This is a genomic window from Arthrobacter sp. ov118, from assembly GCF_900116495.1.
Classification (GTDB): Bacteria; Actinomycetota; Actinomycetes; order Actinomycetales; family Micrococcaceae; genus Arthrobacter.
Genome location: NZ_FPAY01000006.1, coordinates 108,881 through 135,540 on the forward strand (window position 1 = coordinate 108,881; position 26,660 = coordinate 135,540).

Annotated in this window: 25 protein-coding genes; 5 read left to right on the forward strand and 20 right to left on the reverse strand. The window is 66.8% G+C overall.

What is annotated here, in order from left to right:
• Positions 1 to 8: 8 nt before the first annotated feature.
• From BM372_RS12745 to BM372_RS12760, 4 genes are all read right to left on the reverse strand, one after another.
• Positions 9 to 893, reverse strand: coding sequence for an SAM-dependent methyltransferase (locus BM372_RS12745; protein WP_090955938.1), 885 nt, complete (start codon positions 891 to 893; stop codon positions 9 to 11).
• 101 nt (positions 894 to 994) lie between these two features.
• Entirely contained in the window at positions 995 to 1,393 is a 399-nt protein-coding gene (locus BM372_RS12750) for a type II toxin-antitoxin system VapC family toxin (RefSeq protein WP_090955778.1), read from the reverse strand.
• Entirely contained in the window at positions 1,390 to 1,656 is a 267-nt protein-coding gene (locus tag BM372_RS12755; RefSeq protein WP_090955780.1) for a type II toxin-antitoxin system Phd/YefM family antitoxin, read from the reverse strand. Before BM372_RS12755 ends, BM372_RS12750 begins: the two co-directional genes overlap by 4 nt.
• A gap of 114 nt (positions 1,657 to 1,770) precedes the next feature.
• Positions 1,771 to 2,394 carry a histidine phosphatase family protein gene (locus BM372_RS12760; protein WP_090955782.1) on the reverse strand — a complete coding sequence of 208 codons (624 nt, stop codon included), beginning with the start codon at positions 2,392 to 2,394 and terminating at the stop codon, positions 1,771 to 1,773.
• Between the two features lie 330 nt (positions 2,395 to 2,724).
• Between BM372_RS12760 and BM372_RS12765 the strand changes: the two genes are divergently transcribed.
• Positions 2,725 to 3,144, forward strand: coding sequence for an ester cyclase (locus BM372_RS12765; RefSeq protein WP_090955784.1), 420 nt, complete (start codon positions 2,725 to 2,727; stop codon positions 3,142 to 3,144).
• A 129-nt stretch (positions 3,145 to 3,273) separates the two neighbouring features.
• Here the strand turns inward: BM372_RS12765 and BM372_RS12770 are convergent, their stop codons facing one another.
• The 10 genes from BM372_RS12770 to BM372_RS12815 form a co-directional block, all read right to left on the reverse strand.
• Positions 3,274 to 4,059 carry a DeoR/GlpR family DNA-binding transcription regulator gene (locus BM372_RS12770; protein WP_090955786.1) on the reverse strand — a complete coding sequence of 262 codons (786 nt, stop codon included), beginning with the start codon at positions 4,057 to 4,059 and terminating at the stop codon, positions 3,274 to 3,276.
• 183 nt (positions 4,060 to 4,242) lie between these two features.
• Complete coding sequence (locus BM372_RS12775) at positions 4,243 to 4,989, reverse strand: SDR family NAD(P)-dependent oxidoreductase (protein WP_090955788.1); 747 nt, start codon at positions 4,987 to 4,989, stop codon at positions 4,243 to 4,245.
• Positions 4,986 to 6,344, reverse strand: coding sequence for a sialidase family protein (locus tag BM372_RS12780; protein WP_090955939.1), 1,359 nt, complete (start codon positions 6,342 to 6,344; stop codon positions 4,986 to 4,988). The genes BM372_RS12775 and BM372_RS12780 overlap by 4 nt, the downstream gene beginning before the upstream one ends.
• 63 nt (positions 6,345 to 6,407) lie before the next feature.
• Positions 6,408 to 7,184, reverse strand: coding sequence for an HpcH/HpaI aldolase family protein (locus BM372_RS12785; protein ID WP_090955790.1), 777 nt, complete (start codon positions 7,182 to 7,184; stop codon positions 6,408 to 6,410).
• 70 nt (positions 7,185 to 7,254) lie between these two features.
• Positions 7,255 to 8,244, reverse strand: coding sequence for an aldo/keto reductase (locus BM372_RS12790; protein ID WP_090955792.1), 990 nt, complete (start codon positions 8,242 to 8,244; stop codon positions 7,255 to 7,257).
• Positions 8,245 to 8,313: 69 nt separating this feature from the next.
• Positions 8,314 to 9,144 carry an ATP-binding cassette domain-containing protein gene (locus BM372_RS12795; RefSeq protein WP_090955794.1) on the reverse strand — a complete coding sequence of 277 codons (831 nt, stop codon included), beginning with the start codon at positions 9,142 to 9,144 and terminating at the stop codon, positions 8,314 to 8,316.
• Complete coding sequence (locus BM372_RS12800; protein WP_090955796.1) at positions 9,137 to 10,033, reverse strand: ABC transporter ATP-binding protein; 897 nt, start codon at positions 10,031 to 10,033, stop codon at positions 9,137 to 9,139. The genes BM372_RS12795 and BM372_RS12800 overlap by 8 nt, the downstream gene beginning before the upstream one ends.
• A 2-nt stretch (positions 10,034 to 10,035) precedes the next feature.
• Positions 10,036 to 10,998, reverse strand: a complete 963-nt coding sequence (locus BM372_RS12805; RefSeq protein ID WP_090955798.1) for an ABC transporter permease — start codon at positions 10,996 to 10,998, stop codon at positions 10,036 to 10,038.
• A complete protein-coding gene (locus BM372_RS12810) occupies positions 10,995 to 11,930 on the reverse strand; it encodes an ABC transporter permease (RefSeq protein ID WP_090955800.1) in 936 nt (311 codons plus the stop codon). The genes BM372_RS12805 and BM372_RS12810 overlap by 4 nt, the downstream gene beginning before the upstream one ends.
• Before the next feature lie 3 nt (positions 11,931 to 11,933).
• Complete coding sequence (locus BM372_RS12815; RefSeq protein ID WP_090955802.1) at positions 11,934 to 13,508, reverse strand: ABC transporter substrate-binding protein; 1,575 nt, start codon at positions 13,506 to 13,508, stop codon at positions 11,934 to 11,936.
• Between the two features lie 244 nt (positions 13,509 to 13,752).
• Between BM372_RS12815 and pdxA the strand changes: the two genes are divergently transcribed.
• On the forward strand, positions 13,753 to 16,368 hold the full coding sequence (pdxA, locus tag BM372_RS12820; protein ID WP_090955803.1) for a 4-hydroxythreonine-4-phosphate dehydrogenase PdxA: 2,616 nt from the start codon (positions 13,753 to 13,755) through the stop codon (positions 16,366 to 16,368).
• Positions 16,369 to 16,500: 132 nt separating this feature from the next.
• On the opposite strand, the gene BM372_RS12825 is transcribed toward pdxA, so the two are convergent.
• From BM372_RS12825 to BM372_RS12840, 4 genes are all read right to left on the reverse strand, one after another.
• Positions 16,501 to 17,601, reverse strand: a complete 1,101-nt coding sequence (locus BM372_RS12825) for a sigma-70 family RNA polymerase sigma factor (RefSeq protein ID WP_090955805.1) — start codon at positions 17,599 to 17,601, stop codon at positions 16,501 to 16,503.
• Between the two features lie 248 nt (positions 17,602 to 17,849).
• Positions 17,850 to 18,539: an alpha/beta hydrolase gene (locus BM372_RS12830; protein ID WP_256214234.1), complete on the reverse strand. Its 690-nt coding sequence runs from the start codon at positions 18,537 to 18,539 to the stop codon at positions 17,850 to 17,852.
• Between the two features lie 238 nt (positions 18,540 to 18,777).
• Positions 18,778 to 19,260, reverse strand: coding sequence for an SRPBCC family protein (locus BM372_RS12835; protein WP_090955807.1), 483 nt, complete (start codon positions 19,258 to 19,260; stop codon positions 18,778 to 18,780).
• A gap of 103 nt (positions 19,261 to 19,363) precedes the next feature.
• Positions 19,364 to 20,221, reverse strand: coding sequence for a PhzF family phenazine biosynthesis protein (locus tag BM372_RS12840; protein WP_090955809.1), 858 nt, complete (start codon positions 20,219 to 20,221; stop codon positions 19,364 to 19,366).
• 174 nt (positions 20,222 to 20,395) lie between these two features.
• Between BM372_RS12840 and BM372_RS12845 the strand changes: the two genes are divergently transcribed.
• Positions 20,396 to 20,875 carry a DUF6325 family protein gene (locus BM372_RS12845; protein ID WP_090955811.1) on the forward strand — a complete coding sequence of 160 codons (480 nt, stop codon included), beginning with the start codon at positions 20,396 to 20,398 and terminating at the stop codon, positions 20,873 to 20,875.
• 408 nt (positions 20,876 to 21,283) lie between these two features.
• Here the strand turns inward: BM372_RS12845 and BM372_RS12850 are convergent, their stop codons facing one another.
• Positions 21,284 to 23,080 (reverse strand): RecQ family ATP-dependent DNA helicase, encoded by a 1,797-nt coding sequence (locus BM372_RS12850; RefSeq protein WP_090955813.1) that lies wholly within the window; start codon positions 23,078 to 23,080, stop codon positions 21,284 to 21,286.
• Between the two features lie 170 nt (positions 23,081 to 23,250).
• On the opposite strand from BM372_RS12850, the gene BM372_RS12855 reads away from it, so the two are divergent.
• Both BM372_RS12855 and BM372_RS12860 read left to right on the forward strand, forming a co-directional pair.
• Positions 23,251 to 24,720, forward strand: a complete 1,470-nt coding sequence (locus BM372_RS12855; protein WP_090955815.1) for an APC family permease — start codon at positions 23,251 to 23,253, stop codon at positions 24,718 to 24,720.
• Between the two features lie 48 nt (positions 24,721 to 24,768).
• Positions 24,769 to 25,134, forward strand: a complete 366-nt coding sequence (locus tag BM372_RS12860) for a hypothetical protein (protein WP_090955816.1) — start codon at positions 24,769 to 24,771, stop codon at positions 25,132 to 25,134.
• 148 nt (positions 25,135 to 25,282) lie between these two features.
• On the opposite strand, the gene BM372_RS12865 is transcribed toward BM372_RS12860, so the two are convergent.
• Positions 25,283 to 26,656 (reverse strand): MFS transporter, encoded by a 1,374-nt coding sequence (locus BM372_RS12865; protein WP_090955818.1) that lies wholly within the window; start codon positions 26,654 to 26,656, stop codon positions 25,283 to 25,285.
• Between the last annotated feature and the right edge of the window lie 4 nt (positions 26,657 to 26,660).

Genomic DNA, 26,660 nt, shown 5'->3' on the forward strand with positions numbered 1-26,660 from the left:
CGGCGGCGCTACAGCCACGCGCGCACGAGGCCGCCGCGCTGTGCCGCTGGAGGCCCGGCGTCGGGCGTTTCGGCGTCGGGCATCTCTGGCGTCTCGGCGTCGGGAGTCAGCGAGATGCGCCGGTCGTAGCGTGAGCACAGCTCCTGGACCGGGTGTTCGGTGCAGCGCCAGCCGGCCACTCCAAGGACGCGGGCCGGGTCCGGGGGGTCGGCCCGTGCCAGCAGTTCGCTCATCGGCAGCCCGGACTGGATACTGAACTCGCGCAGCTTGGCTCCAAAGTCCTCAGTGCGGGGCAGTGCCACAGCGCGCTCTATGACGGCCCTCGATCGGGGCGCCGACAACGCCGCGACCTCCTTCAGTGTCAGGAGCTGGGCGTCCGCGTCGAGATAGGGCAGCAGGCCTTCAATGACCCAGGTGGTGGGCTGGCTCCGGTCAAAGCCGGCCGCCTGGAGTTGCTCGGCCCAGGAACAGGACAAGTCGGCCGGCACCGACACCAGCTCGCATCCGAGCTCAGCCGACAGGCCGGCCAGCACCTCGGCTTTGAACTCCAACACCGTGGCCAGGTCGAGCTCCAGGACGCGGGCGTCATCGGCCCAGGGGAGCCGGTAGGCGCGGGTGTCCAACCCCGCGCCGAGGATGACCGTCTGGGGCGTTTGTTCGGCGGGCTGGAGGAAATCGTCGATGAAGCGGGTACGCATGCCGATGTAGGTCGAGGCCAGCAGGATCGGGTGGTGCAGGGGAGGGGCGTCCAAAGGGTTCGGCGGCCACACGAGAGGCCAGTCCTGCAACGAGTGCGCGTTCTCCACCAGGGCCGCAGCATAGGGGTCGTCAATCAGCTTGTCCGGCCGTGACGCCTCCACGGCCCGTCCAGCCGCAACCGCAAGGGCCGTCATCGGCAGCCCCTCGCCCTCAAGACCTGTCACCGCCGGACCTCCCCGTTCGTGTTGGTGACATCCTTGCACAAGGTCGTGGCAGTGGTGTGAGACCGGATCCGTTAGGGGGTACTGCCGGGGGACTCCGTACGGAGGCCCGCTTCCGTCGCAGCGGCGACAAGTTCGACGTCGTAGGCCACCAGGACGTCCGTCTGCAGCCGGATTGCGGTGGCAAGGTGGATCGCGTCGGCGCTACGCAGCTTCCCGGGCATGGCGGCGGCGTACAGGAGATCCGAACGGGCTACATCCACGAGGTTGATTCCGCCCAACACCGTGTTGATCGATTCGGCCGGAAGGCCCCGGCGGTGAGCGGCGCAATGCAGTTCCGTGTAGAGGAGCATGGAGGCCACCAGATGGTCGCCTCGATGCGCTGCTGCTGAAAGGTACTGTGCCGCGGCCGCCGAATCGGGTTCCTCCACGATCAACTTAATGGCGGCGGAAGTGTCTATGTAGACGATCAACGGTCGCCGCGCAGCTCGGAGACGATCTCGGCAGTAGTCGCGTCGCTGCTGACGCGCCGCACAATCTGGAAATCAACAGCTTGTGAGGCCGCCCGCCGCACACTTCCGGAAAGCAGCAGCCGCTCGAACGGAGAGACTGCCGGCGGAATCAACGTGGCTGCCACTTCGCCGTTGTTGGTGACATCGATGGTTTCGCCGTTCTTCACGCGCTCAAGGATCTTGCTGCTCTGATTGCGGAGCTCACGGTGCGGGATGGTTGTCATGACTGCCTCCGTAGCAATCGTAGCACTCGGCCTTGGCGCCCGGGAGAGAGGTACTTGCCTGGGTAAATCCGCCTGACGTTCAGGGCCTTGAAAGTTAGCCCCTGAACGCAAGGGCTAGGCCAGGCTGGGCGCGCCGGCGATCGCCGCCAGCTCCCCCTCGTCCTGGCCCGCGGTCAGCCGCTCGCCGTTGAGGTATTCAAGGTGCCAGCCGTCGACGGCGTGGTGGTGCGCCAGGTTGAGCACGGCGTTGTCGATGCTCGGCAGCGTGCGGCCGATGGCGCGGCTGAGGCTCACCCGGATGAGCGTGCCGTGGGCGACGACGAGGAGGCGGCGGCCGGGGAACTCCTCGGCCAGGGCTGCGAGCGCGGCCAGACCGCGTTCAGCCGCCTCGTCCTCGCTTTCGGCGCCGTGGAACCCGCCGGGCGTGCGCAGGGCGTCCAGTTCGGGGCCGTCCTGCATGCCCTCGGCCGGGCCGAAGCTACGCTCGGTGAGCTCCGGGACCCGCCGTGCCACCTTGAGCCCCAGCCCTGCGGCGATCAGGTCAGCAGTTTCCGCGGCGCGGCTCAGCGGCGAGGACACGACCGCGTCCCACTGGTAACCGGACAGGGTGGCGACGGCGTCCAGGGCTTGGCCGCGGCCGACGTCGTTGAGCGGAATGTCGCTGGATCCCTGCAGCCGGCGCTGCGCATTCCAATCGGTCTGGCCATGGCGGATGAGCGCGAAGGTCGTAAGGGTCATGGCTAACATTCTGCCCTGACCGCGGATTGACCCGGGAAACCGCTGCGTCACGAAGCGTGCCGCGACGGTCCGACCGTCCGTTATCGCGGCATCTTGACATGATCAGCGGCCGGGAATAGCTTCGGCCTTAACGAGGCGTTTCGCCCGTTTCTCACTGGTTTTTCACAAAATTACTCGGCGCTCAAGTGTGACCGCTGATGCCTGGCCGGGGAGCCAGAACACACGCCCGGGGGTCTGGTAGCACCGCATGATGGAGCGGTCTGCGCGACCGGCCGGTGTAGTACGCCGGGGGGATCCAAATTTCGGTCTCGCACCTACAAGGAGTCAGAAATGTCTAAAGGTGTTGGATTGATTGAGAGGTTCTACAAGGACGTCATAGAGAGCGGAAACCTCGACCTTATCGATGAGTTGGCCGCGGATAGCTATGTGGATCACGAGGAGGCCCTACCCGGGCAACCGCCGGGCAAAGACGGTGTCAAGTACTTCGTCAACATGATGCGGTCGGCTTTCCCGGATATCAAGGTCAAGGAGATTGAGCCCGCGCTGACCGACGGAAACATGGAGGCGTGCCACGTGGTTCTCACGGGCACTCATCGTGGGGAACTGGGCGGCTTCCCGGCATCCGGCAAGAGCGTCGAGTTCGACTGCACTGACATCATCCGTGTCGAAGACGGCAAAGTGGCCGAGCACTGGGGCACCACAGATAACCTGAGCCTCATGCGGCAAATTGGCGCTGTGGCCGTTGGATAAAGGCCGGCAGACAATAACGAAAACGGCTGTCCACGTTCCCCCATGGAACGCGAACAGCCGTTCGACGCCAGCACCGTTCGACGCCAGGGCCGTTCGACGCCAGGGCCGTTCGACGTCGGCGAGGTTGCGTCAGGCGGCCTGTGCCGGCGGCAGGTCAACGAGCTGGACCGTCACGCCGGATCTCCTGAAGAGCTCAACCTGCTCCGGATCCGCGTGGTCGTCGGTGACGAGGATCCAGGGGGCGGGAAGCCGGACCCAGGCATGGAAGGGACGCTTGCCAAGCTTCGTGGAATCCGCGAGCACGTAGAGCATGTCGCCGCGGCGCGCCATCAGTTCTTTGAGGCGCGTCTGCGCCTGGTCGGCTTCACACAGACCGGCGTCGGCCGTGACGGCGTCCGCGCCCAGGAACACCCGGTCGAACGTCATGCGTTCCAGGGCGGCCTCCGCAATGGGACCCACGAATGTCTGGCTGACCCCGCGGAGGCGTCCGCCCAGGCAGTCCACCTGGATTCCGGGCGAGTCGGCCAGTTCCTGGAGCGTGTTAATTCCCGGTGTGGTGACGGACAGATTTTCCCTGTCCCGCAGGGCGTGCGCCATGGCGCCAACTGTTGAGCCGCCGTCGAGCAGGATATTTTCCCCGTCCTTGACCTCGGAGGCAGCCCAAAGAGCGATGGCATGCTTTTGTTCAAAGGCCTCGCCGGTCCGCTGCCGCAGTGACGGCTCAGGGTGCGCGCCCAACGCGACGGCGCCCCCGTAAGTCCTGGCGAGTTTCCCCTGCTCGTTCAACCGGGCAAGGTCGCGCCGGATCGTGGAAGCGGTCACGGCAAAACGCCCCGCCAGTTCCTCCACGGACGCCAGGCCCGTGGTCACGGCAAGGTGGTAAATCTCTTCGCGCCTGGCTTTGGCGGTAGTCATCGCTGGCCCTCCTTCACCGGCTGGTGTCGCATCGTTGCCGTACCGGTCGGTACATCGCTGTGCTCATGGTATTCCGAGCCGGCGGGAATCGGTTCACGGCGCATCGGCTCACTGCGCCTTCGTTCGGAGCGCATTTGTTCACCCCGCACCGGTTCCCCGCGCATCCGTTCACAGCGCACCCGTTCATAGGGACGCGCCGCCGCAGATCACATAGTTCTGTCCCGTGATGGACTTCCCGTGCCGGCCCAGCAGGAAGCCTGCGAGCGCAGCCACGTCCTCCGGGTCCACGAGTTGGCCCAGGGCGGGCAGCTTCGGCGGTGTGGCGGCCCGGCCAGGATCGGCCAGCATCGGGGTGTCTGTGGGGCCGGGGGACAGCACATTCACGGTGATCCCGCGAGGGGCCAGTTCCTGCGCCCAGGTCCGGCCCATCCCCAGCAACGCAGCCTTGGTGGCCGCGTACTGGCTCTTCCCGGGGGAACCGGTGGAGGTCCGGCTGCCAACCAGGAGTACGCGGCCGCCGTCGGGCATCTGCGGAACCAGGGCGTTGGCCAGGCTGCTCGCGGCGGCCACATGCACGGCGAACATCCCGGCCAGCGCGCCAGGATCCAGCTCGCCCAGGAGGGCGGTCCGCTGAAAGCCGGCGGCATGGACCAAGGCATTCACCGGAGGCAGGCCCTGGACGACGGCGGCCAGGGATGCGGGGTCCGAGAGGTCGGCCTGCCGCCACTGAAAGCCCGGCCCGAGCACGGGCTCGCTCCGGCTGAGCCCGGTCACCTGCCAGCCGTCCGCCAGCAACCGGACCGCAATCGCTCTGCCGATGCCCGAGCTGCAGCCGGTGACGACGGCGTGCGGCGCGGCTGCCGCTGTTGGTTCGGCCGCGGCTGTAGGCCCGAGGGTGGTCGCTGGGTCGGCGCTCGCTGGTTGGGTCATCCCCGCTCCCCGCCTCCGGCCCGGCTGCTGGCCTGTTCTGCTGCCTCTTCGCCGGGCGTGCTGGTGCCCTCGTAGGCCCACTGAGGATCCACGCGGACGTACTTGATCGCCTGGCGGAAGTAGGTGTAGGCGATGTTGAGGGCGCCGTCTCGGCCTTGATGGATCGACGGGTAAGAGTATTCGCGGTTCAGGCCGTCGCGGGAGTTGTTGGACAGGCAGTAGCCGTCGCCGACGTCGAGGTTCCGCCGGATGGGCCAGCTGCGGCCCGAGTCCTCCGAGATGGCCAGCGTCATCGGGGACCGCGGCGTGCCCCAGAACGCGCTCCGGCCGCCTTCCGATCCGCCGGCGGACCCGCCTGACCCGCCGGCCGAGCCGCCGACGTCGGACCCGGCGCCGGAAGTGTCGTCCGATCCAGAGGTGACCACCGGCTCGGGAAGCTGGGCCTGTTCGTCGGCGAGGCCCTCGTCGTCGATTTCGTCGTAGAGCGAGAGCCGGCGTTCGGTCGACGCTTCGGCCTGGCTGTGGTTGTAGACCAGCGCCAGCCGGCCGTCGGCGAGCGCGGTGAACTGGATGGAGGAGTTGTTGTTCGGCAGCTCGGTGGGAACGGGTTCGCTCCAGGTGGTGCCGCCGTCGGTGGAGCGGGATTCATAAATCCAGTCCGCCCACCGGCTCCGGAACAAGGCCAGCAGGGAACCGTCGGCCACGGGCTGGATGTTCATGTGCACGCAGCCCAGGCTGCCCGGGAGGACATGCTCACTCCAGGTGGCGCCGGCGTCGTCGGAGATCATCACGGCGCTGTCGTCGCTGTTGCCCACCCACTTCTCGCCGGGCGTGGTGATGCAGCGGAAGATCGGGATGATCCAGCGGCCGGACGGCAGCACTACGGGCAGTTGCCGGACGAACACGCCGCCGGTTTCGTTGGCGGGGAACAGCGTCTCCACCGGCCCCCAGGTCCGGCCGCCGTCCGCGGAGATGCGGCGGCGGACCTCGGCGGTGTCCTGGTTCCCGGCCTTTTGCGCCGTGTACAGCAGCCAGAGCCGATTGTCCGGGGCGGCGAAGAGGATGGGGTTTTGTTCCGAGCGGCTGGAGTCGTCGGAGAGCTGCTCGGCCGGGGACCACTTGCGGCTTCCGGGCTCCAGGGTGGAGAACCAGATGGAGATATCCGGCACGCCTTCCTGGGTGCCGCCGAACCACACGCAGCCGAGCCGGCCGTCCGGCAGCGTCAGGAGGTTCGCCGCGTGGCTCTGCACAGTGGGCGCCGGCAGGTACGCGTACAGGCTGCCGCCGGCCTCCTTCACCTCGCCGTCGGGCGTGATGGTGCTGTAATCAGCCCTGACCGAGTCGGTTGCAGGCAAGCCGGTTGCGGCCGAGTCAGTCACGGGTACGTCAGTTGCAGGCACGTCAGTTGCAGGCACAGTTCAGTCCTTTGCGGTTGCGGCGGCCAGGTGGGCCTTGGCGGCCAGCTCCAGGTGGGTCAGGTCCGAGGAGATGGTGGTGAAGGTGTAGCCCTGGCGCAGCCGTTGCGCGGCGACCTCGCCGGCTGGCGTGTGGATGCCCGCGGCCACTCCCGCGGCGGCAGCCGCGTCCGCGATCGTCTCCAGTGCTGCGTTGAATTCCGTTTCCACCGCGGGGTCGCCCGGGAAGGCTGCGCCGACGGCGATGGCAAGGTCGGACGGTCCCACGTAGATGCCGTCCAGGCCGGGTGTCTGGCAGATTTCCTTGACGTTGGCCAGCCCTTCGGGCGTCTCGATCATGGCGAAGACCAGAGTGGCGGCGTTGGCCTCGGCTGGAACCGGGCCGATCCGCAGCGCCGAGCGCATGGGTCCGTAGGAGCGGCCGCCCAGCGGCGGGTACTTGGCCGCCGCGACGGCCGCGGCGGCGTCCGCCGCGCTGTTGACCAGCGGCACGATCACGCCGACGGCGCCGGCGTCGAGGGCCTTGCCGATCGCCGTGAAGTCGTTGCCCTCCACCCGCACCATGCCGACGGCGGTGTGGCCGGCCTCGATCGCGATGAGCCCGTTCAGCACGCCCGAGTAGCCGAGCAGCCCGTGCTGCGCGTCCAAGGCCACGTAGTCATAGCCGAGCCGGCTGATCCGTTCGGTGGCGACGGGTGCGTCCAGCACGGTCCAGTAGCCCACCGCCTGCTCACGGGCGCGGATCTTGCGGGCGAATTCGGTGGCGAGTTCAGATGTCATGTTCGTGTCTTCTGCCTTCAGTTTCGGGAAATCAGCGGGGAGTCTGTGGTGCGTCAGGGGAGCCAGCGCGTCAGCGGTTGTAGGCGGGCATCGGGCCGCGGAGCCCGGTGCCGACGGCGTCGCAGGCGGCGGTCACGTCGTCCGTCAGCGGGCCCCTGGCCACGGCGGCGATGTTGGCCTGCAGCTGCTCCACCTTCGAGCCGCCCAGCAGCATGGAGCCGACGCCGCCGCGGTAGGCGAGCCAGCGCAGGGACAGCTCGGCGAGGGTGATCCCGGCCCCCGACGCGATGCCGGCCAGGGCGTTGACCGCCTCGAACAGCTGCTTGTCCCAGTATCGCTGGGTGTACATCGCGGCGAGTTTGGAGTCACCGAAGCGGCCCTCGGTCGGCTTGGCTTCGAAGCTGTGCTTGCCGGTCAGCAGGCCGCCGCCGAGCGGGTTGTAGACCATGGTGTGGACCTGGTGGGTGGCGGCGAATTCGAGGTATTCCTCTTCCACCCGGCGCGCCACGAGGTTGTAGAGCTGCTGCGCGACCACCGGCCGGGGTGCGCCCACTTCGCGGGCCGTGTGGATGACGTCGGCGATCTGCCAGGCCGCGAAGTTGGACACGCCCAAGGCGCCGATTTTCCCTTCGGCGGCGAGCTCCGCCACTGTGCCCAGGGTTTCCTGCAGGGGAGTGGCCCGGTCCGGCTGGTGGAGGTAGAACAGGTCGATGCTGTCCACGCCGAGCCGGCGCAGGCTGCCCTCAACGCTGTTCCGCAGGCCCTCCTTGGACAGCGGTGCGTGCTGGCCGTGGTCCGGATGCGGCATGCCCGCCTTGGAGGCGAGGACGACGTCGGACCTGCGCTCCTTCAGGAGGCGGGACAGCATCTCCTCGGTGGCTCCGCCGACATAGGCGTTGGCGGTGTCGATGGTGGTGATGCCGGCGGCGAGTGCCTCGTCCACCATGCGCCCGGCGGTTGCCTCATCGGCGGTGTCGCCGAAGGTCATGGTGCCCAGGACGAGCCTGGAGATCGGTAGCTTCAGGCCGTCCACTGGTGTGCCTTCGGGCTGGATGCTCATGAGTTGATTCCTCAGGGTTTGGTTGAACGGTTGCGTTGACGGTTGCTTTTGACGGCTGTAGTGGCGGGCTCAGGCGCTGGTCTTCAGCGCCAGCGATGAGACCACGTGCCGCGGCTTCAGGCCGGTCATGGTGGACGGATCGAGGGCGGCACGGCGGAGCTTGCGGGTGTAGTCCTCCTTCGGCGCGGTCAGGACCTGCGCCGTTGTTCCGTGCTCCACGAGCTTGCCGCGCTGCATGACCATCACGGTATCGCTGATTTCCTGCACCACGCCGAGGTTGTGCGAAATGAAGACGTAGGTGATGCCGGTTTCGTCCTGGATGGATTTGAGCAGGCGCAGCACCTGGGCCTGCACCGAGACGTCGAGCGCGCTCGTGGCCTCGTCGCAGACCAGCAGTTCGGGCTTGGACGCCAGCGCGCGGGCAATCCCGATCCGCTGCCGCTGGCCGCCGGAGAACTCGGACGGGTGCTTGTCCAGGGAGTTGGCCGGCAGGCCCACCTGGTCGATCAGGCTGGCCGCCGCCTTGTGCCGCTCGTGCCGGGACCGGACACCCTGGAGCTTGAGCGGCTCGGCGACGATTTCCTGCGCGGTGAGGTGCGGGTCGAGGGAACCATAGGGGTCCTGGAAGACCATCTGGAATTTCGAGCGCAGAGGCCGCAGCTGGGCCTCGCTGAGCCGTGCCAGGTCCGTGCCGTCCAGCTCGATCCGCCCGCTGCTGGGCGTGACCAGGCGCATGAGCGCCTTGGCGATGGTGGACTTCCCGCAGCCGGATTCCCCGACGACGGCGATCGTCTTGCCCTTCTCGACCGAGAACGAGACGTCGTCCACTGCCCGGAAGGTTCCCTTCGAGACGTGGTAGTCCACCACGAGGTTTTCGACGGACAGGAACGGCTTAGTCATGGCTGGCTCCAGTTGTGGTCAGGGCGGTGCCGTCCGCCGGTGTTTCATCCCAGGCGCCCAGGACGGGGACGGCGGCGAGCAGCTTGCGGGTGTACTCCGTGGCGGGGTTATCCACGATCTGCTGGACCTCGCCGGACTCCACGAACGCGCCATCCTTCATGACGTGGATCCGGTCCGAGATCAGCCGTGCCACCCCGAGGTCGTGCGTGATCATCAGGATGCCGATGCCGCGCTGTTCCTGCAGTTCGAGCAGCAGGTCCAGGATGCCGGCCTGGACGGTGACGTCCAGGGCGGAGGTGGGTTCATCGGCCACCAGCAGCTGCGGCTCGCTGGCGAGCGCGATGGCGATCAGGACGCGCTGGAGCATGCCGCCGGAGAGCTGGTGCGGGTATTTTTTCAGCTGCGCATCCGGGGTGGGGATGTGGACCTGTTCGAGCAGGCGGATGGCGCGGGCCCGGACGGCGCCCGGGTCCTTGGAGGCGGCTCCCGCGATCCGAATGGCCTCGGAGAGCTGGTTGCCGATCGAGTGCACGGGGCTCAGCGCCGTCATGGGGTCCTGCGGGATCAGCGCGAGCGTCCTGCCCCGGACCTTGTCGATGGCCTTGGGATCGGCGGTGACGTCCACGCCGTCGATCAGGACGGTTCCCGAGAGCACGGCGAGGTCCTCCGGCAGGAGCCTGAGGATGCCCATCGCCGTCGTCGATTTCCCGGAACCGGACTCACCGATGATGGTGACGGTCTCGCCCCGGTGGATCGAGAAGCTGACCGCGTCGACGGCGCGGACGATGCCGGCGTCGGTGATCAGTTCCACCTGGAAGTCGCGGACCTCCAGCAGCGGCTGTTCGGAGTGTGCTGCGGGGGTTGCTGTGGCTGCGGTCTGTGCGCTCATTCTCAGGCCTCCTTCTTCTTGCGGCGGGGACGGTCGCGGAGGCCGTCGCCCAGCAGGTTCACGCCCACTACCATGACCGCGATCACCAAGCCGGGCACCGTCACCAGCCACCAGGCGGTGGTGAGGTAGTCCTGGCCGTCGGAGATGATGCGCCCCCACGTGGCGAACGGCCGCTGCGGGCCGGCGCCGAGGAAGGCGAGTGCGCTTTCCAGCAGCACGGCCTGGGCCAGCAGGAGCAGCACCACCAGGGTGGCCTGCTTGATGACGTTCGGGATGACGTGCTGGATCAGGATCTGCACGCGGTGCAGGCCCAGGATCCGGGCGGCGGAGACGTAGGGCTTTTCGCGTTCCACGAGCACCATGGAGCGGGTCAGGCGTGCCACCTCGGGCCATTGGGCGATGGCGATCACGAACGTGATGACCGGAATGGAGGCGCCGAAGAGCGCCACCACCAGCAGCAGCATCATCAGCAGTGGGAGGGACATCTGCGCCTCGATCAGGCGGGAGACCACGGTGTCCAGCTTGCCGCCGAAGTAGCCTGCGGCCGCGCCGAAGATGATGCCGATGGCGCCGGAGACCACCACGGCCAGGACGCCGATGGTGAGCGAGATCTGGCCGCCGTGCAGGATCCGGGAGAGCAGGTCGCGGCCCAGCTGGTCGGTGCCGAACAGGTGTCCCTCGGTCAGCGGGGGAAACAGGCGCTGGGCAAGGTTCTGGTGGTTGGGGTCCGGCAGCGGCAGGAACGCGGCCAGCACGATGGGAACAACAACCAGCAGCGTGCAGATGACGCCGGTGCGTATCTTGAACTTGGCGCCGGCCCGGCGGCGGGTGGCACCGGCCTTGGCGATCAGCTCCTTGGTGACGGCGCTGGGGGAGGACTTCCTGGCTGGCGGCTCGGCGGGGAGGCCTGAGGGGACGCCCGATGGATTTCCTGCGGAAGGAGTTGCGGTGTCGCTGAGGCTCATGCTGTGGCCGCCTTTCCAAGACGAATGCGGGGATCAAGCAGGGGGTAGGCGAGGTCGATAATCAGCTGGACTCCAACCGCCAGCAGTGCGGTGATCAGGACGGTGGCCACGATCAGCGGGTAGTCGCGGGTTTCCAGCGCCCGGACAATGAGGGAACCAACGCCGGGCCACGCGAACACCACTTCCACCACCACCACGCCGTTGAGCATGGCCGCGAAGCGGGTGCCCAGGGCCGTGAAGACCGGGATGGCGGAGTTGCCCATGGCGTAGCGCCAGGTCAGCAGGGAATTGCGGACGCCGCGGGAACGGGCCACGGTCAGGTAGGGTGCGGCGAAGTTCGTGGTCATTTCCCGCCGGACCATCCGCGAGATCAGGGCGATCTGCAGGATGGCGATGGTGACGGTCGGCAGGACCAGCGCGCTCCAAGTGGCGAAGCCGGAGGCCGGGAAAATCGGGATGAGGACGGCGAAGAAGGTGAGCAGCATGATCCCGGTCCAGAAGTCCGGCATGGACTGCCCGGCGATGGTCAGCACGTTGACGCCGAATTCCTTCTTGGTGTCCGGCCTGCGGGACATCCAGACGCCCAGCGGGATGGCGACCACCGCGGTGAGCAGGATCGAGGCGGTGGCCAGGGTCAGGGTGTAGGGCATCCGCTCCAGGACCACCTGAATGGCCGGGGCCTGGAAGGAGTACGAGGTGCCGAGGTCTCCGGTGAACAGCTGCTGCAGGAAGATCCAGTACTGCTGGATCAGGGGCAGGTCCAGGCCGAACTGCTCCCGGACCTTGGCGAGCTCTTCGGTGGTGGCCAGCGGGCCGGCGTAGGCCACGGCCGGATCGCCCGGGGCCAGCCGGACCAGGATGAACACGGTGGATACCGTGAGGAACACGGTCAGCAGGCCCTGCCCGAGCCTCTTGAGGATGTACTTGGTCATGGTCTAGGCCTCCAGCCGGACGTCAGCAAGCGGGTAGGAGTTGGTGGGCGCCAGCGAGAGGCCGCCCACCCGGTTCCGGTGGGCCAGCACGGACTTGGGCACGAACGCCCAGGCGCACGGCCAGGTCTCCCAGATGGCCTTCTGGGCAACTTCCATCAGCTGCTGCCGGCGTACGGGGTCCACCTCGGAGGCGGCGGCCTGGATCTTGGCCTGCACGGCAGGATTCACGTACCCCTGGTAGGTGTCGCGGGTCTTTTCCTTTTCCGCGGTGCCGGCGTACATGCCCTGCATCATGGTGATGGCCAGGCCGGTGGGGCTGCTGAAGCCGTTGCCCAGCAGGTCCCAGTCGCCCTGCTTGCCCTGGCGCCAGGCCAGGATGTTGCCGCCGGGTTCGAACTGCTGGAGCTGGGCCTTGACGCCGATGTTGCCGAACATCTCCACGAGAGCCTCCATGACGGAGGTGTCGGACGCGAATTCGCCGGTTTCCCAGATGATCTTCAGGCTGAGGTCGTTGACGCCCAGGCTCTTCAGGGTTGCCTTGGCCTTCTCCGGGTCGAAGGTGTAGGTGCCGGTCTTGGCGAAACCGGTCAGGCTGGACGGGGTGACGCCCTCGGCCTGGCTGACAGAGTTCACCAGCACGTCCTTGACCAGCGCTTCGCCGTCGATGGCCCAGCTGAGGGCCTCACGGACCCGGACATCGGCCAGCGGGTGACCGGCCGGCTTGCGGAAGTTGTAGAAGATCTGGTTCAGCCGCAGACTGGAAGACTCACTCAGTACGACGCCGGGCAGCCCGGCCAGCTGTTCGCGCGAGTCGGGCGTGATGGAGTCAATGACATCCACCTCGCCGCTGCGCAGTGCGATGACGCGGCTGGATTCCTCGGGAAGGAACCGGACCTCGACGTTGTCCACCTTGGGGGCCGGGCCCCAATAGTTCTCGTTGCGCTTCAGGCTGTAGGTGCCGGCGCCGCGGTTGAACTTGGTCACGACGTACGGGCCGGTGCCCACGCCTTCCTGCAGCTCCTCGGGCTTGTTCTTGGCCGCGGGGCTGATCAGGATCATGCTCATGAGCGAATCCAGAATGGGGATGGGCTTCTTGGATTCCATCCGGAACGTCCGGTCATCCACGGGCACCACGGTGGGGAACTCGGGGAAGAAACCGGCAACAAAGGAGCCCTGAACCTTTTGGTACATCTTCAGGGCAGTGGCAACGTCCTCGATCTGCAGCGGCGTGCCGTCCGAGTACTTGACGCCTTCGCGGAGCCGGACGGTCCACACCGTGGGGGAGGTCATTTTGAAGCTTTCGGCCAGGACCAGGACGGGCTTGGTCTCCGGACCGATGGCGGTGAGGCCCTGGCGGACGGCGCGCTGCACGGTGACGGCGGCGTCGAACTGGTTCAGCTTGTTGTCCAGGCTGACCAGGGAGCGGTTGAGCGCCAGGGTCAGGGTGCTGGGTCCCGGCAGGCCGGTGGGGCCGGCACATCCGGCCACTGTGCCTGTGCCAAAGAGAAGTCCGGCGGCTGCGCCGAATTGCAGCAGGCGCCGCCGGGAAAACTCGGTTCCTTGAGGAAGAACGGTCATCGTTGACCTCTCGGTTAGAACGGAACGGCTGGGGCCGGATGGCCGGTGCCGTGTTATGTGCATCACTTTGCCATCATTGCGCGTTTCACGCAACCTCTCTAGCGCAGTCCGCGCAGTTATGTCATGATGGGAACACCCCGGCGGACCATTGGCTGGGGTAGCGGCTCGATTCAGAGCCTCATCCACAAGCCCATTCACCGGCTCATCGCTTCAATCCATTACTTCAAGGCAGGGAGGAGGGAACATGGCAGCAGTCCTCATACAGGCCGACGACTTTTCCGGCGCCGCCGAGGTGGCACAGTGCTTTGCCCAGTACGGGTTCAGCACACAGATCCTGCTCGAACCTTCTTCCGGGGAACCTGGGCGTTCCCAGGGGTCCGAGCAATCCGGGGTGACCGTGGTGGACACGCACTCGCGGTCTTCCTCCCCGGCGGACGCCGCGGCCGCCGTCGCCCGGGCTTTTCCGGGACCGGATGTTGCAGGTACAGACGTGGCCGGCACCGAGATAGTCGGCACCCAGGTGCTGTTCAAGAAGATCGACTCGCTCTGGCGGGGCAACGTCGGCGCCGAAGTCGGGGCCCTGACCGGCCTTGGCTTTCACGTTCTCGTTGCCGGCGCGCTGCCCCAGCTGCGACGGACTGTCGTGGACGGACGTCCCTATGCGGACGGAGTCCCGCTGTCCGAAACCGATCTTTGGAAGGCGGAGGCCGCTCTGCCGCCGGCGCATCTGTCGGAGGTGCTGGTCTCAGAGGCGCTGGAGCAATCCGCGGGCACGCCGGCTGATGGCGGTTCTGCCGGCGACCGTGCTGCCGCGGCCGAAGTGCAGATGCTGGACCTCGCCGTGGTTCGCTCCACCGACCTGGCCGCCAGGCTTGGTCACCTGTTCTCCGGCAGCGTTCCCACCACCGTGATCGCGGACGGGGAAAGCGGGGCGGACCTGGAAGCCGTGGTCGAAGCACTCGCCCGGTTGGGATTTTCCGCGGGCGGGCGTCGCATTGTTTTGGTCGGCACCGGCGGGCTAGCTGACGTTCTGGCCCGGCGGTTGCAGCCCGGATCGGGGGCGGGGTCGCAATCCGAACTGGCGTACAAGGAAACCACCGTAACGCCCGATTCTGCGCGAAACGCGCAAAACTCCACAACGAACACCTTAAGGAATTCCACACCGAATTCCAGCACCCCAAACCTTCCCGGAGACGGAGCGCGGCCGGTGCTCGCCGTCGTCGGCTCCGCCTCGGAAGCCGCACGCAGGCAACTCCGGCAGCTCCAGGCGGGAGGCTTCCGGCTTGTCGGACTGACCCCCGAGGAGCTGCGGGACGACGCGACGGACCCGCTGCTCCACGCCGTGCGCGAGGCCTTGGCCGCCGGCGAACCGGTGGCCCTGACGGTGACCGCGGAGCAGGTAAATCCCCGCGAGGCAGGCGCGATCGTGACGAACCTGGCGCGTTTCGTTTCCAGCGCTCTGGACTTCCCGCAGCAGGCGCCCGACGGTGCTGGCTTTGACGGCACTGGATCCGCCGGCAGTGCCGCCGGCGTCGTCCTTCCCGACCTCATCCTGACCGGCGGTGAGACTGCCCGCGACGTGCTGGACACGCTGGGCATCCGCACGCTCGAGCCGCTGGTCGCCGTCCAGCACGGCGCCGTGGTCAGTCTCGCCGACGACGGCAGGCTGGTCGGCACCAAACCCGGCAGCTTCGGCGACGACCAGGCCCTGCACCAGCTCTATTCCGCAATCCACGGCCGCCGGACCACCGAACCGGCCGGCCCCACTCAGCAAGAACCACTCGACCCTTCCGATCCATCTGGAGAAGCAATGAATTCAGCGTTGAATGCACCCGAATTGAATGCAACAGCACAGGACACCCGCCCCTTCATTGCCGTCACCATGGGCGACGGCGCCGGCGTCGGCCCCGAAGTGACGGTGGGCGCGCTGCTGGCCGAAAACGCCTACCGCGACTGCCGCCCGGTGGTGATCGGCGACGTGTACCGGCTGGGCCTGGGCGCGAAGGCCCTCGGCGTCGAGGCTGACATCGTGGAGATCCAGGACGTGGCCGACGCCGTGTTTGAACCGGGCCGCATCAACGTGATCGATCCGAAACTGCTCTCGCACGACCTGCCGTGGGGTGTGGAATCCGCCGAGGCCGGCAACGCCGCCTACCACTACATCCGGATCGCCTGCGAGCTCGGGATGAGCGGCGCCGTGCAGGGGATCTGCACCGCCCCGCTGAACAAGGCCGCGCTGCACAAGGCCGGGCACGTCTACCCCGGCCACACCGAACTGCTGGCGCACTTCATGGGGGTGGAGGAAGTGTCCATGATGCTGTCCACGCCTAAGGTCAAGGTCATCCACGTCACCACGCACATCGGCCTGATCGACGCCGTTAACAAGATCGAGCCCGGCCTGGTGGAACGGACCGTGCGGCGCGGGCACAGCGCCATGCAGCGCGCCGGCGTCGCCAATCCCAAAATCGGCGTCTGCGCCATCAACCCGCACGCGGGGGAGAACGGCCTCTTCGGCTACGGCGAGGAAGCGGAGAAGATCACCCCGGCCATCGAAAAGCTGCAGGCCGACGGCATTGACGCCCGCGGCCCGCTCCCCGCCGACACCGCCTTCTTCCTGGCCGGCCGCGGCGACTACGACCTCATCGTGGCGATGTACCACGACCAGGGCCACGGCCCCGTGAAGGTCCTGGGCATCGAGGCCGGCGTCAACATCACCGTGGGCCTGCCCGTGATCCGCACCTCGGTGGACCACGGCACGGCCTTCGACATCGCGGGCAAGGGCATCGTGGACGTGCGCAGCATGATCGAGGCGCTGCGCCAGGCCGCGGAAATGTCCCCGAGCCCGGCGCTGCAGAAGTAGAACCTCCACACCAACGCGGGGTCACCGGGAGGCCGAGGCGCCGAACTACACCAACGCGGGGTCACTTACGGCCCAATCCGAGGGCATTATTGGGCGCTATGTGACCCCGCGTTGTCGTGCTGAGGCTGTGGGTCATCGACCTGTGACGCTGTTGTTTTCGCCGATTGAGGTCGGCCCCACGAATAGGCTGTCACCGTCAAGGTGAAACTGCCGCAGGAGGTTGGACCGGGACGGATGTTTGAGCTTCTTCAAGGCCGTGAGTTCGATCTGGCGGACTCGGTCGCGGGTCGTGCCGAACGCTTCCGCGACATCCTTCAACGATTTCCCAGCACCGTCTGTCATGCCGAAGCGCATCGCTATGACTCGTGCCTCCCGCTCCTCGAGCGTGTCGAGTACGGCTTGAACCTGCGCCCTCAACTGTTGGCGAAAGAGCAAATCGGCAGTGTCGAGATTAGCCGGATCCAACAACTGTTCGGCCAGTGCTTCGGTTCCGCCCCTGCCGTCAGGCACTTGAAAGTCCAGCGAACATATCGGCTTGTCCAAGGACAACAGACATTCGAGCTTCTCCACCGAGTGGTTCGTCAGCTGACCAAGATATTCTCTACTGCAAACCGTGCCCGTCATTTCGGCCGCCCGTTGCGCAGTTCGGACTCTCTGCATCTGGTCGACGACGTTAACCGGGAGACGGATAAGTCGTGCCTGATCGCTTAGCGCCCGGAGGATGGTGTGCCGGATGCACCACGTGGCATAGGTGGAGAATCTGAGGCCTTTGGTGAAGTCGAATTTGCAAACGGCCTTGTGTAGTCCCACGTTGCCTTCCTGGATCAAGTCCGGAAAGTCGAGGCCCTGGTGGGTGTAGTGCTTGGCGATCGAGACGACAAGCCGGAGGTTGGCGTGGAGCAGCGCCTCGACGGCACGCTGGCCCAGAAGGACGATAGTCCGAAGTTCCGTTAGGTCCTGACCCGGCCGTGGTGGTCCGTCGGCCAACAGGTGTTCCGCGAAAAGCCCCGCCTCGATGTCTTGCGCCAGTTCCAGTTCCTGCTCGGCTGTGAGCAAGGGGTATCGGCTCAGCCGGTGCACGTAGTCCGCTACTGCATCGTCGGTGAACAGATCACCGGCTGCCAGTGATTCCGGCCAGCCGGGTTCATCCGGCTCGGATAATGCAGGGAGCGGGGCACCTGCCGCAGGCAGGGAAGGCGTCCTGCCTACAGCCTCGTGGATCTGGTCAGCCATGTCATCCCCTGCCGGACGGTTCAAGCTTGTGCGGGCAGACTACGAGGCCGGTATGACAATTCGTTGCCGGCTTCCCAAGATTCGTTGCCGTGGTGATGCTGCCCTGGCGGCGCACCCTTCGCGGGACGGAGGACAGCCACGCCTTCCCCCGAGGCAAGGCACCCATACACGGCAAGGCGGGGTCACCTACGGCCCATTCGAAGGGCATTATTGGGCGCGATGTGACCCCGCGTTGTTTGTGTTTTGGGCTACGAGGCCGCCTTCTGGAGAAAGTCCTGGAGCAGGGGCATCACGACCTTGCTGTTCATCGCGCCGATGTGGTCAAGGCCGGGGAGAACGCGGACATCCCATCCGACGGCGGTGAGCTCGTGTTCGTGGGCGGCGAGGGGTTCACCGATGCGGACCTGCACGTTGTCCCAGGCCGGACCGTAGTCGATCCTGTCTGCCGAGCCGGCGAAGGCCAGCCGCGCAAGTCCCGGCGGCAGCCTCACTTGGGAGTCGTCGAAGTCTTGAAGCGCCTCGTACAGGGTGACGAATTGCCGGGTCTGCGCCTCGGACGTCTGGACGGGGAAGGCGTCCCAGTCGCCCGGTTCAATGTTGCTGAAGTCAATCCCGCCAGCATCAGCCTCGGCAACGTCACCCTCGGCAGCCGCCACATCGACGTCGGCCAGGCCGCTTTGGGCGGCCGCTTCGGTCGCCATCCTGTGCGCCGAGCGCGTGACGGAGAGCATGCTCTGGTAGGGGCCCTCGAGCGGCGGATAGCCGCCCATGGCCAGCGCCCAGAGCCGGTCCGTGCGGATGGCAAGCTGCAGCCCGGCCAGCGCCAGCCACGAATACCCGTAGTAGGCGAAGGTGTCGGCCCCGGCCGCGTCCGCGATGGCCAGCAGGTCGGCCGCGACATTGTCCGGGGTCAGCGTGTCCGGCGCGGGGTGTGCCATCCGGTGACCCTCGTAGTGCCGAGATGACGCCGTAGGAGCGGGCGAGCCCGCCGACCAGGTTGAGCCCGAGCTCGGGGTCCGCACCCCAGCGCCGCATCGTCTCGGCTTCCGACGGCGGATGAGGCTCGATCCGGACGGGGAGCAACACGGAACGCCCGGTGCCCTGAACCCAGACATGAATGGCGGTGCCGTCGTGCAGGACAGCTTCAACAGTATGGGACACGTTTCCTCCCGGTCCTCAGGTGCGGCTGCCCAATACCGTCTGCAACTTCTCGAACGACTCGGTCCACCCGCTGCGGTGCAGGGCCAGCCGTTCTTCCGTCAGGAACGGCCCCTGCGAGAGCACCAGGAGCGAGGCTTCGCCGGTACTCCCAAGTGAGAGGTCGACGACGGTGTCCCGGTCGTCTGGAGCCGGTTCCTCCCAGCGGAAGGTGTACACCAGGCGCCATGGCGGATCGATCTCCAGGAACTCGCCCGAGAGGTGAAACGGTTCGCCTTCCGGCGGCGCCATGCGGAACCGGTAGCGGCCGCCTTCCGCGAGGTTCAGTTCGGCTGCAGGGATGGTGAAGCCGTGCGGACCCCACCACTTCACCAGCTCGGTCGATTCCGTCATCATCCTGAAGACTTCTTCCGGGGGAGCATCGAGCGTGCATTCCAGATTCAGGACCAGCCCGCCGGCTTCCTCGTTCCCGGCTTCCTCGTTCCCGGTTGCCTCATCCATGGCTCAACTCTGGCATTCCGGGGACGCTGACGGAAGCGGCTCGGGTGGCCGAGGCCGTGCGCACCGACACCCACGGTTCCGCTCACGACGTCGGAGAGGTGGTTCAGGTGATCTCGACGGCTTGCCCGCTCACCCTAATTCCGCCGGAGGGCGGGATGTTGACGGTGAGCACACTCGGGCGGCCCACATGGCTGCCTTGGTGCACCACCACGCGGCTTGGCGGCTCCACGAGTGAAAGCAAGCGGAGGTAGCCGCCGAAAGCAGCGGCGGCCGAGCCGGTCGCCGGATCTTCAGTGATGGTGCCCACCGGGAAGGGGTTGCGCGAGTCGAACTCTCCCGGTCCCATCTCGTAGAGCGTCGTGACGGTGCCGGCCCAGTTCTGGGCATCCATCAGCGCCCGCATGGCATCCGGGTCGAAAACGAACGAGTCAAAGGTGTCTCGTTCTGCCAAGACAAGAATGGGGTGCCAGTTCCCGGCAAAGGCGACCCTCGGAGGGTACTCAGGGTGCAGCTCGTCCGGGCCCACGCCGAGCAGCCCGAGCAGGGTGCTCAGGACACCGTCGGGGAACTCGGCCACTCGCGGCTCGACGCTCGTGAAGGATGCCGTCACCGCTGCGCCCTGGCCCGTGGTCTCGATCGCGACAGGCCCCACCGGCGTGTCGAAGAGAAAGGTCCCCACGCCGTCAAGCCCGGACAGCGCGACCGCCAAAGCAATCGTGGCATGGCCGCAGAACGGCACCTCGGCGATCGGGGAGAAGTACCGCAAACGGTTCCGGCGGGAGTCGCCGTCAACCGCCGCCTCGGTGACGAAGACCGTTTCCGCGTAGCCGACGTCGGCCGCTATGGCCTGCATTCGGGCGTCGTCCAGCCGGGTCGCGTTCAGGACCACTCCCGCCGGATTGCCGCCGTCGGGCGCAGTGGTAAAGGCGGCATAGCGCAGGACTTCAGTGGTCTCTTCCATTCCGACATCGTCGCACAGGGGTCCGGACAACGGAGGCCCCACACGACACTCGGGTGGCCGGTATGTGAGCTCACCCGGGCAGGATGAGGCGCAGCACCCCACCCGGGGCACAGGATGGAACTGCGGTGGTCCGTCGGATCGCCTTGTACCCAATGAGAAACGGAGGTCCTCAGCATGGCTGAGTCATTGGATGAACTAGGGCCGGTGGACTGGCTCGTGGTGGAGTTCCCGGGTCCCAACTTCGGCAACGGCCAGATCGCCCCGTTTCTGGAGGACCTGGTCCAGCGTGACCTGATCAGGGTGCTCGACATGGTGTTCCTGAGGAAGACCGAGGACGGCGAGCTCGAGACGGCGGAGATTTCCGACCTCGACGCGAGCGAGCTCGGCGCGGTGCGCATGGCCGAGGCCGACCTGGCCATGGTGCTCTCTGAGCAGGACGTCATGGATTTGGCCGAGACGATCGAGCCCGGTCACTCGGCCGCGGTGCTCGTCTGGGAGAACCAGTGGGCTGCCCCGTTCGGCGCGGCTGTACGCAAGGCCGGCGGCCAGCTCGTGGCCAGCGGCCGGATCCCGACCCAGGCCGTCATCGCTGCCTTCCAAGCCGACGAAGACGCCGAAGCCAACTCGCCCGAAGCAATGAAGGAAGGAGCCTGACATGCCGCTCGCAGCACGACGCAGGCGCCGGACCGCAGCCGCCGTTGGCGGGGCCGTTGTTGTCGCCCACGGGATTAACCGCCGCGGCGACCGGCGTGACGACCGGCGTGACGACCGGGGTGACGATCGCGACGACCGTCGCGACGACCGCCGCGACTGACATCACAGGGCCGGATCCCAGCCCCCAGGTGCGCATGGTCCTTCTCGGGCCATGCGCACCCCACCCGACGCATGGCGCCCGGCCCTAACATCAACGCGGGGTCATCTACGGCCCATTCGGAGGGCCTTTATGGGCGCTAAGTGACGCGTTGCGGGATGGAAGCCCCGCGTTGCGGGATGGAAGCCCCGCGTTGCGGGATGGAAGCCCCGCGTTATGGGACGGAAGCGCACCGGGCGCCCAGACGGCCGTCACGTCGCGAGCTTCAGCAGTTTGCCCTCGGTCACGGCCTGGCGGGACAGCGTCTTGTAGCCCTCCTGCTCGAACAGCACCGTGATCACGTCCTCCTCATGCCGCATGACCACGCCCGGCCCCCATTCCTTGTGCACGACGGCGGCCTGGAGCGGGAAAGGTTCCCCGCCCGCTTCGGCCGCGGCGCCGTCGTCGTAATCCTCCTTGTGGGCGGAGCCGTCGGCGCAGGTATCGCAGTTGCCGCAGGGCTCGGGGAGGTCCTCGCCGAAGTAGCCCAGCAGGAACTGGCGCCGGCAGCCGTCAGTCTCGGCGTAGCCGCGCATCATCTCGATGCGGGAGCGGTCCACCCGCTGGCGTGCCTCGGCATGGTCGACGGCGCGTTCCACCACCGCGGGCAGCTTGGCGCCCGCCTCCAGCCGGATGCCGCGCTTGCCGGTTTTGACGGCGCGGGTTTCCTGCAGCTGGTTCAGCAGGCCCGTGAGCTTCCGCGGCGAGAATCCGGTCTGCTCGGCGAGGGCCTTCTGTGTCAGGGGCCCGTCGGCGGCGCGCAGCGCCTGAAGGACGGCCAGCAGCGATTCCTCGTCCGGCGCGTGCGTGCCGAAGAATTTGCGCAGGCCCAGGTCCTCGGGCCGGTAGTGCAGGACGGCGGAGGCGGCTTCGCCGTCGCGCCCGGAGCGGCCGATCTCCTGGTAGTAGCTGTCCAGCGAGTCGGGGATGTCGGCGTGGACGACGAAGCGGACGTTGGGTTTGTCGATGCCCATCCCGAAGGCCGTGGTGGCCACCACCACGTCGAGCTCGTCGTCGAGGAACTGTTCGTGGACCTGGTCCCGCTCGCTCTGCTTCCGGCCAGCGTGGTACGCCTCGGCGCGGAGGCCGCGTTCGGTGAGCTCGGCGGCGTAGGCCTCGGTGTCCTTGCGGGTGGCGGCGTACAGCAGTCCTGGGCCCTCGAGCTCCGCCGCCAGTCCGGTCACCTGCTCGGTCACGGCGCGGCGCTTGTCCCTGTCCTCGAGGTGGCGGACCACGGCCAGGCTGATGTTGGCCCGGTCGAAGCCGTGCACCAGCACCAACGGGTCCGTCATGCGCAGACGCTGCTGGATTTCGTCGCGCACCGGGGGAGAAGCCGTGGCGGTGAGGCCGACGACGGGCGGGTTGCCCAGCTGCCCGCGGACCTCGCCGAGGCGCAGATAATCGGGCCGGAAGTCGTGGCCCCAGGAGGAGACACAGTGTGCCTCGTCCACCACGAACAACGCCACATCCAGGGCCGCGAGCCGTTCGACGGTTTCGGTCTTCGCGAGCTGTTCGGGGGCGAGGAAGATGAAGACGGCGTCACCGCGTTCGGCGGCGTCCCAGGCGTCGTTCACCTCGGAATCGCTATGCCCGGAGTTGATGGCGACGGCGGCCTCCCCGCCCAGTGTCTCCAGCAGCCTGTCCAGCTGGTCCTCCTGCAAGGCGATCAGCGGGGAAACCACGACGGCGGGACCGCACCGCGCGGTGCCTGGTCGGGTTGGATTCTGGGCGGCTTGGCCCTGGGCTTGGTTTCGGTGCAGGTGCAGCGCCGCAACCTGGTAAATGGCCGACTTGCCGTAGCCGGTGGGCATCACGGCGAGGACATCCCTGCCGCCGACGAGGGCCCGCATCCCTGCGAGCTGGCCGGCGCGGAGGTGGGGGAGCCCGAAGGTGTCGGCCGCGAGCTGGCGGAGAGCGGCGTCCGGATTAGGGCTGGTGGTCGCGTCGCTGGGGACGGTACCTGTGGAGGCTTCGTCAGTGGGGACGGCGGGGGCCATTGCCTCGGTCATGATGGCAGCTCCGTAGGGGGTGCGATCCGATGGCCGGGTGTCTTCAGCCGAGGTTCCAGCATAACCTGTTGCCAAACTGACCTCAGGAGGTCACAGTGAGGTAGGTCACATCGAGGCCAGGAATCCGGCCGCGGCTCACAGGAGCCGGGTACCCGCTGTGGAGGTCAACCATGAGCACCACGTCCGACAAGGTCTTTGATGTAACTCCCGAAGGTGACGAACCCACCCTCAAGCGTGTCCTCGGACCCAAGCTCCTGCTCCTATTCATCGTCGGTGACATCCTCGGCGCCGGCGTCTACGCCGTCACCGGAACCATGGCCGGCACGGTCGGCGGCATCGTCTGGCTGCCGTTCCTGCTCGCTTTCGTCGTCGCCACCCTGACCGCATTCTCCTATCTGGAGCTGGTCACCCAATACCCGCAGGCAGCCGGCGCGGCGCTCTACGCGCACAAGGCGTTCGGGATCCACTTCGTCACCTTCCTGGTCGCGTTCGCCGTCGTCTGCTCCGGCATCACCAGCGCCTCCACATCCGCCAACGTCCTTGCCCAGAACTTTTTTGGAGGCCTGGCGATTAACGGCTGGATGGACATGCCCGGACGGGAGGTGATCACGGCGGTTGCGTTGGGCTTTATGCTGCTGCTGGCGGCCATCAACCTGCGCGGCGTGGGGGAGAGCGTGAAGTTCAACGTTGTGCTCACCCTGGTCGAGGTGATCGCGCTGTGCATCGTGATTGGGGTCGGCTTCTACGTTATGGCACAAGGGACAGGGAATCCCGCAGAGATCACGGTCTTCACCGACTACAAGGACAAGGGCCTGTTCCTGGCGGTCACGGCGGCCACGTCCATCGCGTTCTTTGCGATGGTCGGCTTTGAGGACTCCGTAAACATGGTCGAGGAAACGCAGAACCCCGAGCGGATCTTCCCGCGGACCATGCTGACAGGTCTCGGCGTCGCCGTGATCCTCTACATGCTGGTGGCCGTGTCCGTGGTCAGCGTGCTCTCGCCCACGGAGCTCGAGGGGATCAGGGAGGCCGAAGGCGCCGCCCTCCTTGAGGTGGTGCACAAGGGCTCACCGGACTTCCCCATCGACAAGGTCTTTCCGTTCCTCGCGGTCTTCGCCGTCGCCAACACCGCGTTAATCAACATGTTGATGGCCAGCCGCCTCATCTACGGCATGGCCCGGCAGGACGTCCTGCCGCGGCCGCTCGGAAAAATCCTGCCGGGACGCCGCACGCCGTGGGCAGGCATCGCGTTCTCCACCGTCCTCGCACTGGGGCTGATCTGGTACGTCACCAGCGACCCGGAGAGCAACGTCGTCGCGAACCTCTCCGGCACGACGGCGTTCCTGCTCCTGTGTGTTTTCACCCTGGTGAACGTGGCCTGCGTTGTCCTCCGCCGCAAGAGGGACCCCAACCGCGAGGTGTTCTTCACCTCGCCGGGGCCGCTACCCATCGTCGCGGCCCTGCTGTGCGCCTTCCTCGCCGGACCATGGGTAGGCCGTGATGTCATCCAGTACCAGATCGTCGGGGGACTGATGGCGATTGGCGTGGTGCTGTGGCTTATCACCTGGTTGATCAATACGAGGACCAACACCAGGGAGGGCGAACCGGTCGGCATCCAGAACATCGGCAAGGACGACTAGGTCCCGCCGCTTCCAGCCCACTGACCACGCAGAAATCAGGAGCACGTGATGAAAACAGTTCGAAACGTCGCCGCGGGCGCAGCAGTAACTGCCGCTCTCGTCGGCGGCGGCATGTATCTCGCGATGGCCGCCCCGGACGGCGCAGCGACCTCCACAACACAGTCTGGTTCCCAGCAGAAGGGCAGCCACCAAGCTAACGGCACCACCGAGCAGCTGCTGACAGGTGATACTGCAGCCCGGGTGGAAGCGGCAGCGACGGCCGCCAACCCCGGGGCGACTGTCGTCCGTGTCGAAACCGATGCGGAGGGGGCTGCCTACGAGGCACACATCCGGAAGGCCGACGGGACAACAGCGACGGTGAAATTGGACGCCGCTTTTAACGTTACGGGCACCGAAACGGGCAAGCAGCGCTAAGGGCAGCGTGAACGCTCTGCGGGGAGGCTCACAAGAACGGGGGCGGCCACTCAAGTGGCCGCCCCCGTTTGTGTTGCCATGCCAAAAGGAAGGGCGCCGTCCAGGTCTGTCTTTGACCCGGACGGCGCCCGCCTTAGTTCAGCGAGTGTCAGTTAGCGCTGACGCGCTCTTGTGCAATCGCCGCGTTTTTCTCGTCCAGCTCCTGGGCGGCGGTGATGCGCCGGTCCAGCTTTGTCAGCGTTTCCGGTGCGAGGATGGTCGCCGCAACGGTGATGACGCCGATGATGCTGAAGTACAGGATTACCCAGCCCGGCTTGCCGTTGCCGGCGGTGAGCAGCGCCACGGCGACGAGAGGCGCGATGCCGCCTGCCAGGACCGAGCCGAACTGGTAGCCCATGGACGCGCCGCTGTAGCGCAGCTTGGTGGAGAACAGTTCTGCAAAGAAGGCCGCCTGCGGGCCGTACATCGAGTTGTGGAAGACGGCGAGCCCGATGATGATGGCGAGCGTTGCCAGCAGTGCGCTGCCGGTGTCCGTCATGACGAAGTAGAGCGGGAAGAACAGGAGTCCGCCGATGGAACCGAACAGGTAGAGCGGCTTGCGCCCGATCTTGTCCGAGAGGATCGCCCACAGCGGGACGGCGAAGACGCCGATGCCCGAGGCGATGAGAACGGACATCGTGCCTTGGTTGGCGCGCTCGGCTCCAAAGGTCTTCATGATGTAGACCACGGAGAACGTCGTGTACAGGTAAAACGCGGAGTTTTCTGCCAGTCGCATACCGACAACGAGCCAGATTCCCTTGGTTTCCTTCTTCATGGCCTCGCCCAGCGGCTTCTTCGAGGTCTGGTTCGTCGCCACGAGTTCCTTGAAGTCGTTTGAGTCTTCAAGCTTGGTGCGGACCACCATGCCGGTGACGATCAGGACCACGCTGAGCAGGAACGGAAGGCGCCAGGCCCAGGCGTCGAAGACCTCCGCCGGTACGGCGGCCTTGACGGCCAGGACGCTGGAGTTGGCCAGCAGCATGCCTGCCGGGACGCCCATCTGGGTGAAGCTTCCGAAGAACCCGCTGCGGCCCGCGGGGGCGTGTTCGATGGAGATGACAGCAGCACCGGCCCACTCGGCTCCGGCGCCGAAGCCCTGCAGCAGGCGCAGCACCGTCAGCAGGATGGGAGCCCAAACACCGATCTGCGCGTAGGTGGGAAGCAGACCCATGGCCAGGGTGGCAGCACCCATGATGAGCAGGGAGAGTACCAGCATGGGCTTGCGGCCGATCTTGTCCCCGTAGTGGCCGGCGAACATGCCGCCGAACGGACGGGCAACGAAGCCCACGGCGTAGGTGACAAACGCCATCAGCAGGCCGGTGGCCGGATCCTGCTCGGGGAAGTACAGGCGGCTGAAGACTCCCGTTGCGGCGAGCAGGCCGAAGATGTAGTAGTCGTACCACTCGATGGTGGTGCCGATGAAGCTGGCAGCCGGAACGCGCCAGGGCGCCTTCGTCTTGGCTTTGGTATTGGAGATCGTCATTGGT

Bases quoted from the DNA above. Each gene is read 5' to 3' on its own strand.
- BM372_RS12745 (WP_090955938.1), bottom strand. From the start codon at position 893: ATGACGGCCCTTGCGGTTGCGGCTGGACGGGCCGTGGAGGCGTCACGG.
- BM372_RS12755 (WP_090955780.1), bottom strand. From the start codon at position 1,656: ATGACAACCATCCCGCACCGTGAGCTCCGCAATCAGAGCAGCAAGATC.
- BM372_RS12760 (WP_090955782.1), bottom strand. From the start codon at position 2,394: ATGACCCTTACGACCTTCGCGCTCATCCGCCATGGCCAGACCGATTGG.
- BM372_RS12765 (WP_090955784.1), top strand. From the start codon at position 2,725: ATGTCTAAAGGTGTTGGATTGATTGAGAGGTTCTACAAGGACGTCATA.
- BM372_RS12770 (WP_090955786.1), bottom strand. From the start codon at position 4,059: ATGACTACCGCCAAAGCCAGGCGCGAAGAGATTTACCACCTTGCCGTG.
- BM372_RS12775 (WP_090955788.1), bottom strand. From the start codon at position 4,989: ATGACCCAACCAGCGAGCGCCGACCCAGCGACCACCCTCGGGCCTACA.
- BM372_RS12785 (WP_090955790.1), bottom strand. From the start codon at position 7,184: ATGACATCTGAACTCGCCACCGAATTCGCCCGCAAGATCCGCGCCCGT.
- BM372_RS12790 (WP_090955792.1), bottom strand. From the start codon at position 8,244: ATGAGCATCCAGCCCGAAGGCACACCAGTGGACGGCCTGAAGCTACCG.
- BM372_RS12795 (WP_090955794.1), bottom strand. From the start codon at position 9,144: ATGACTAAGCCGTTCCTGTCCGTCGAAAACCTCGTGGTGGACTACCAC.
- BM372_RS12800 (WP_090955796.1), bottom strand. From the start codon at position 10,033: ATGAGCGCACAGACCGCAGCCACAGCAACCCCCGCAGCACACTCCGAA.
- BM372_RS12805 (WP_090955798.1), bottom strand. From the start codon at position 10,998: ATGAGCCTCAGCGACACCGCAACTCCTTCCGCAGGAAATCCATCGGGC.
- BM372_RS12810 (WP_090955800.1), bottom strand. From the start codon at position 11,930: ATGACCAAGTACATCCTCAAGAGGCTCGGGCAGGGCCTGCTGACCGTG.
- BM372_RS12815 (WP_090955802.1), bottom strand. From the start codon at position 13,508: ATGACCGTTCTTCCTCAAGGAACCGAGTTTTCCCGGCGGCGCCTGCTG.
- pdxA (WP_090955803.1), top strand. From the start codon at position 13,753: ATGGCAGCAGTCCTCATACAGGCCGACGACTTTTCCGGCGCCGCCGAG.
- BM372_RS12825 (WP_090955805.1), bottom strand. From the start codon at position 17,601: ATGGCTGACCAGATCCACGAGGCTGTAGGCAGGACGCCTTCCCTGCCT.
- BM372_RS12830 (WP_256214234.1), bottom strand. From the start codon at position 18,539: ATGGCACACCCCGCGCCGGACACGCTGACCCCGGACAATGTCGCGGCC.
- BM372_RS12835 (WP_090955807.1), bottom strand. From the start codon at position 19,260: ATGGATGAGGCAACCGGGAACGAGGAAGCCGGGAACGAGGAAGCCGGC.
- BM372_RS12840 (WP_090955809.1), bottom strand. From the start codon at position 20,221: ATGGAAGAGACCACTGAAGTCCTGCGCTATGCCGCCTTTACCACTGCG.
- BM372_RS12845 (WP_090955811.1), top strand. From the start codon at position 20,396: ATGGCTGAGTCATTGGATGAACTAGGGCCGGTGGACTGGCTCGTGGTG.
- BM372_RS12850 (WP_090955813.1), bottom strand. From the start codon at position 23,080: ATGACCGAGGCAATGGCCCCCGCCGTCCCCACTGACGAAGCCTCCACA.
- BM372_RS12855 (WP_090955815.1), top strand. From the start codon at position 23,251: ATGAGCACCACGTCCGACAAGGTCTTTGATGTAACTCCCGAAGGTGAC.
- BM372_RS12860 (WP_090955816.1), top strand. From the start codon at position 24,769: ATGAAAACAGTTCGAAACGTCGCCGCGGGCGCAGCAGTAACTGCCGCT.
- BM372_RS12865 (WP_090955818.1), bottom strand. From the start codon at position 26,656: ATGACGATCTCCAATACCAAAGCCAAGACGAAGGCGCCCTGGCGCGTT.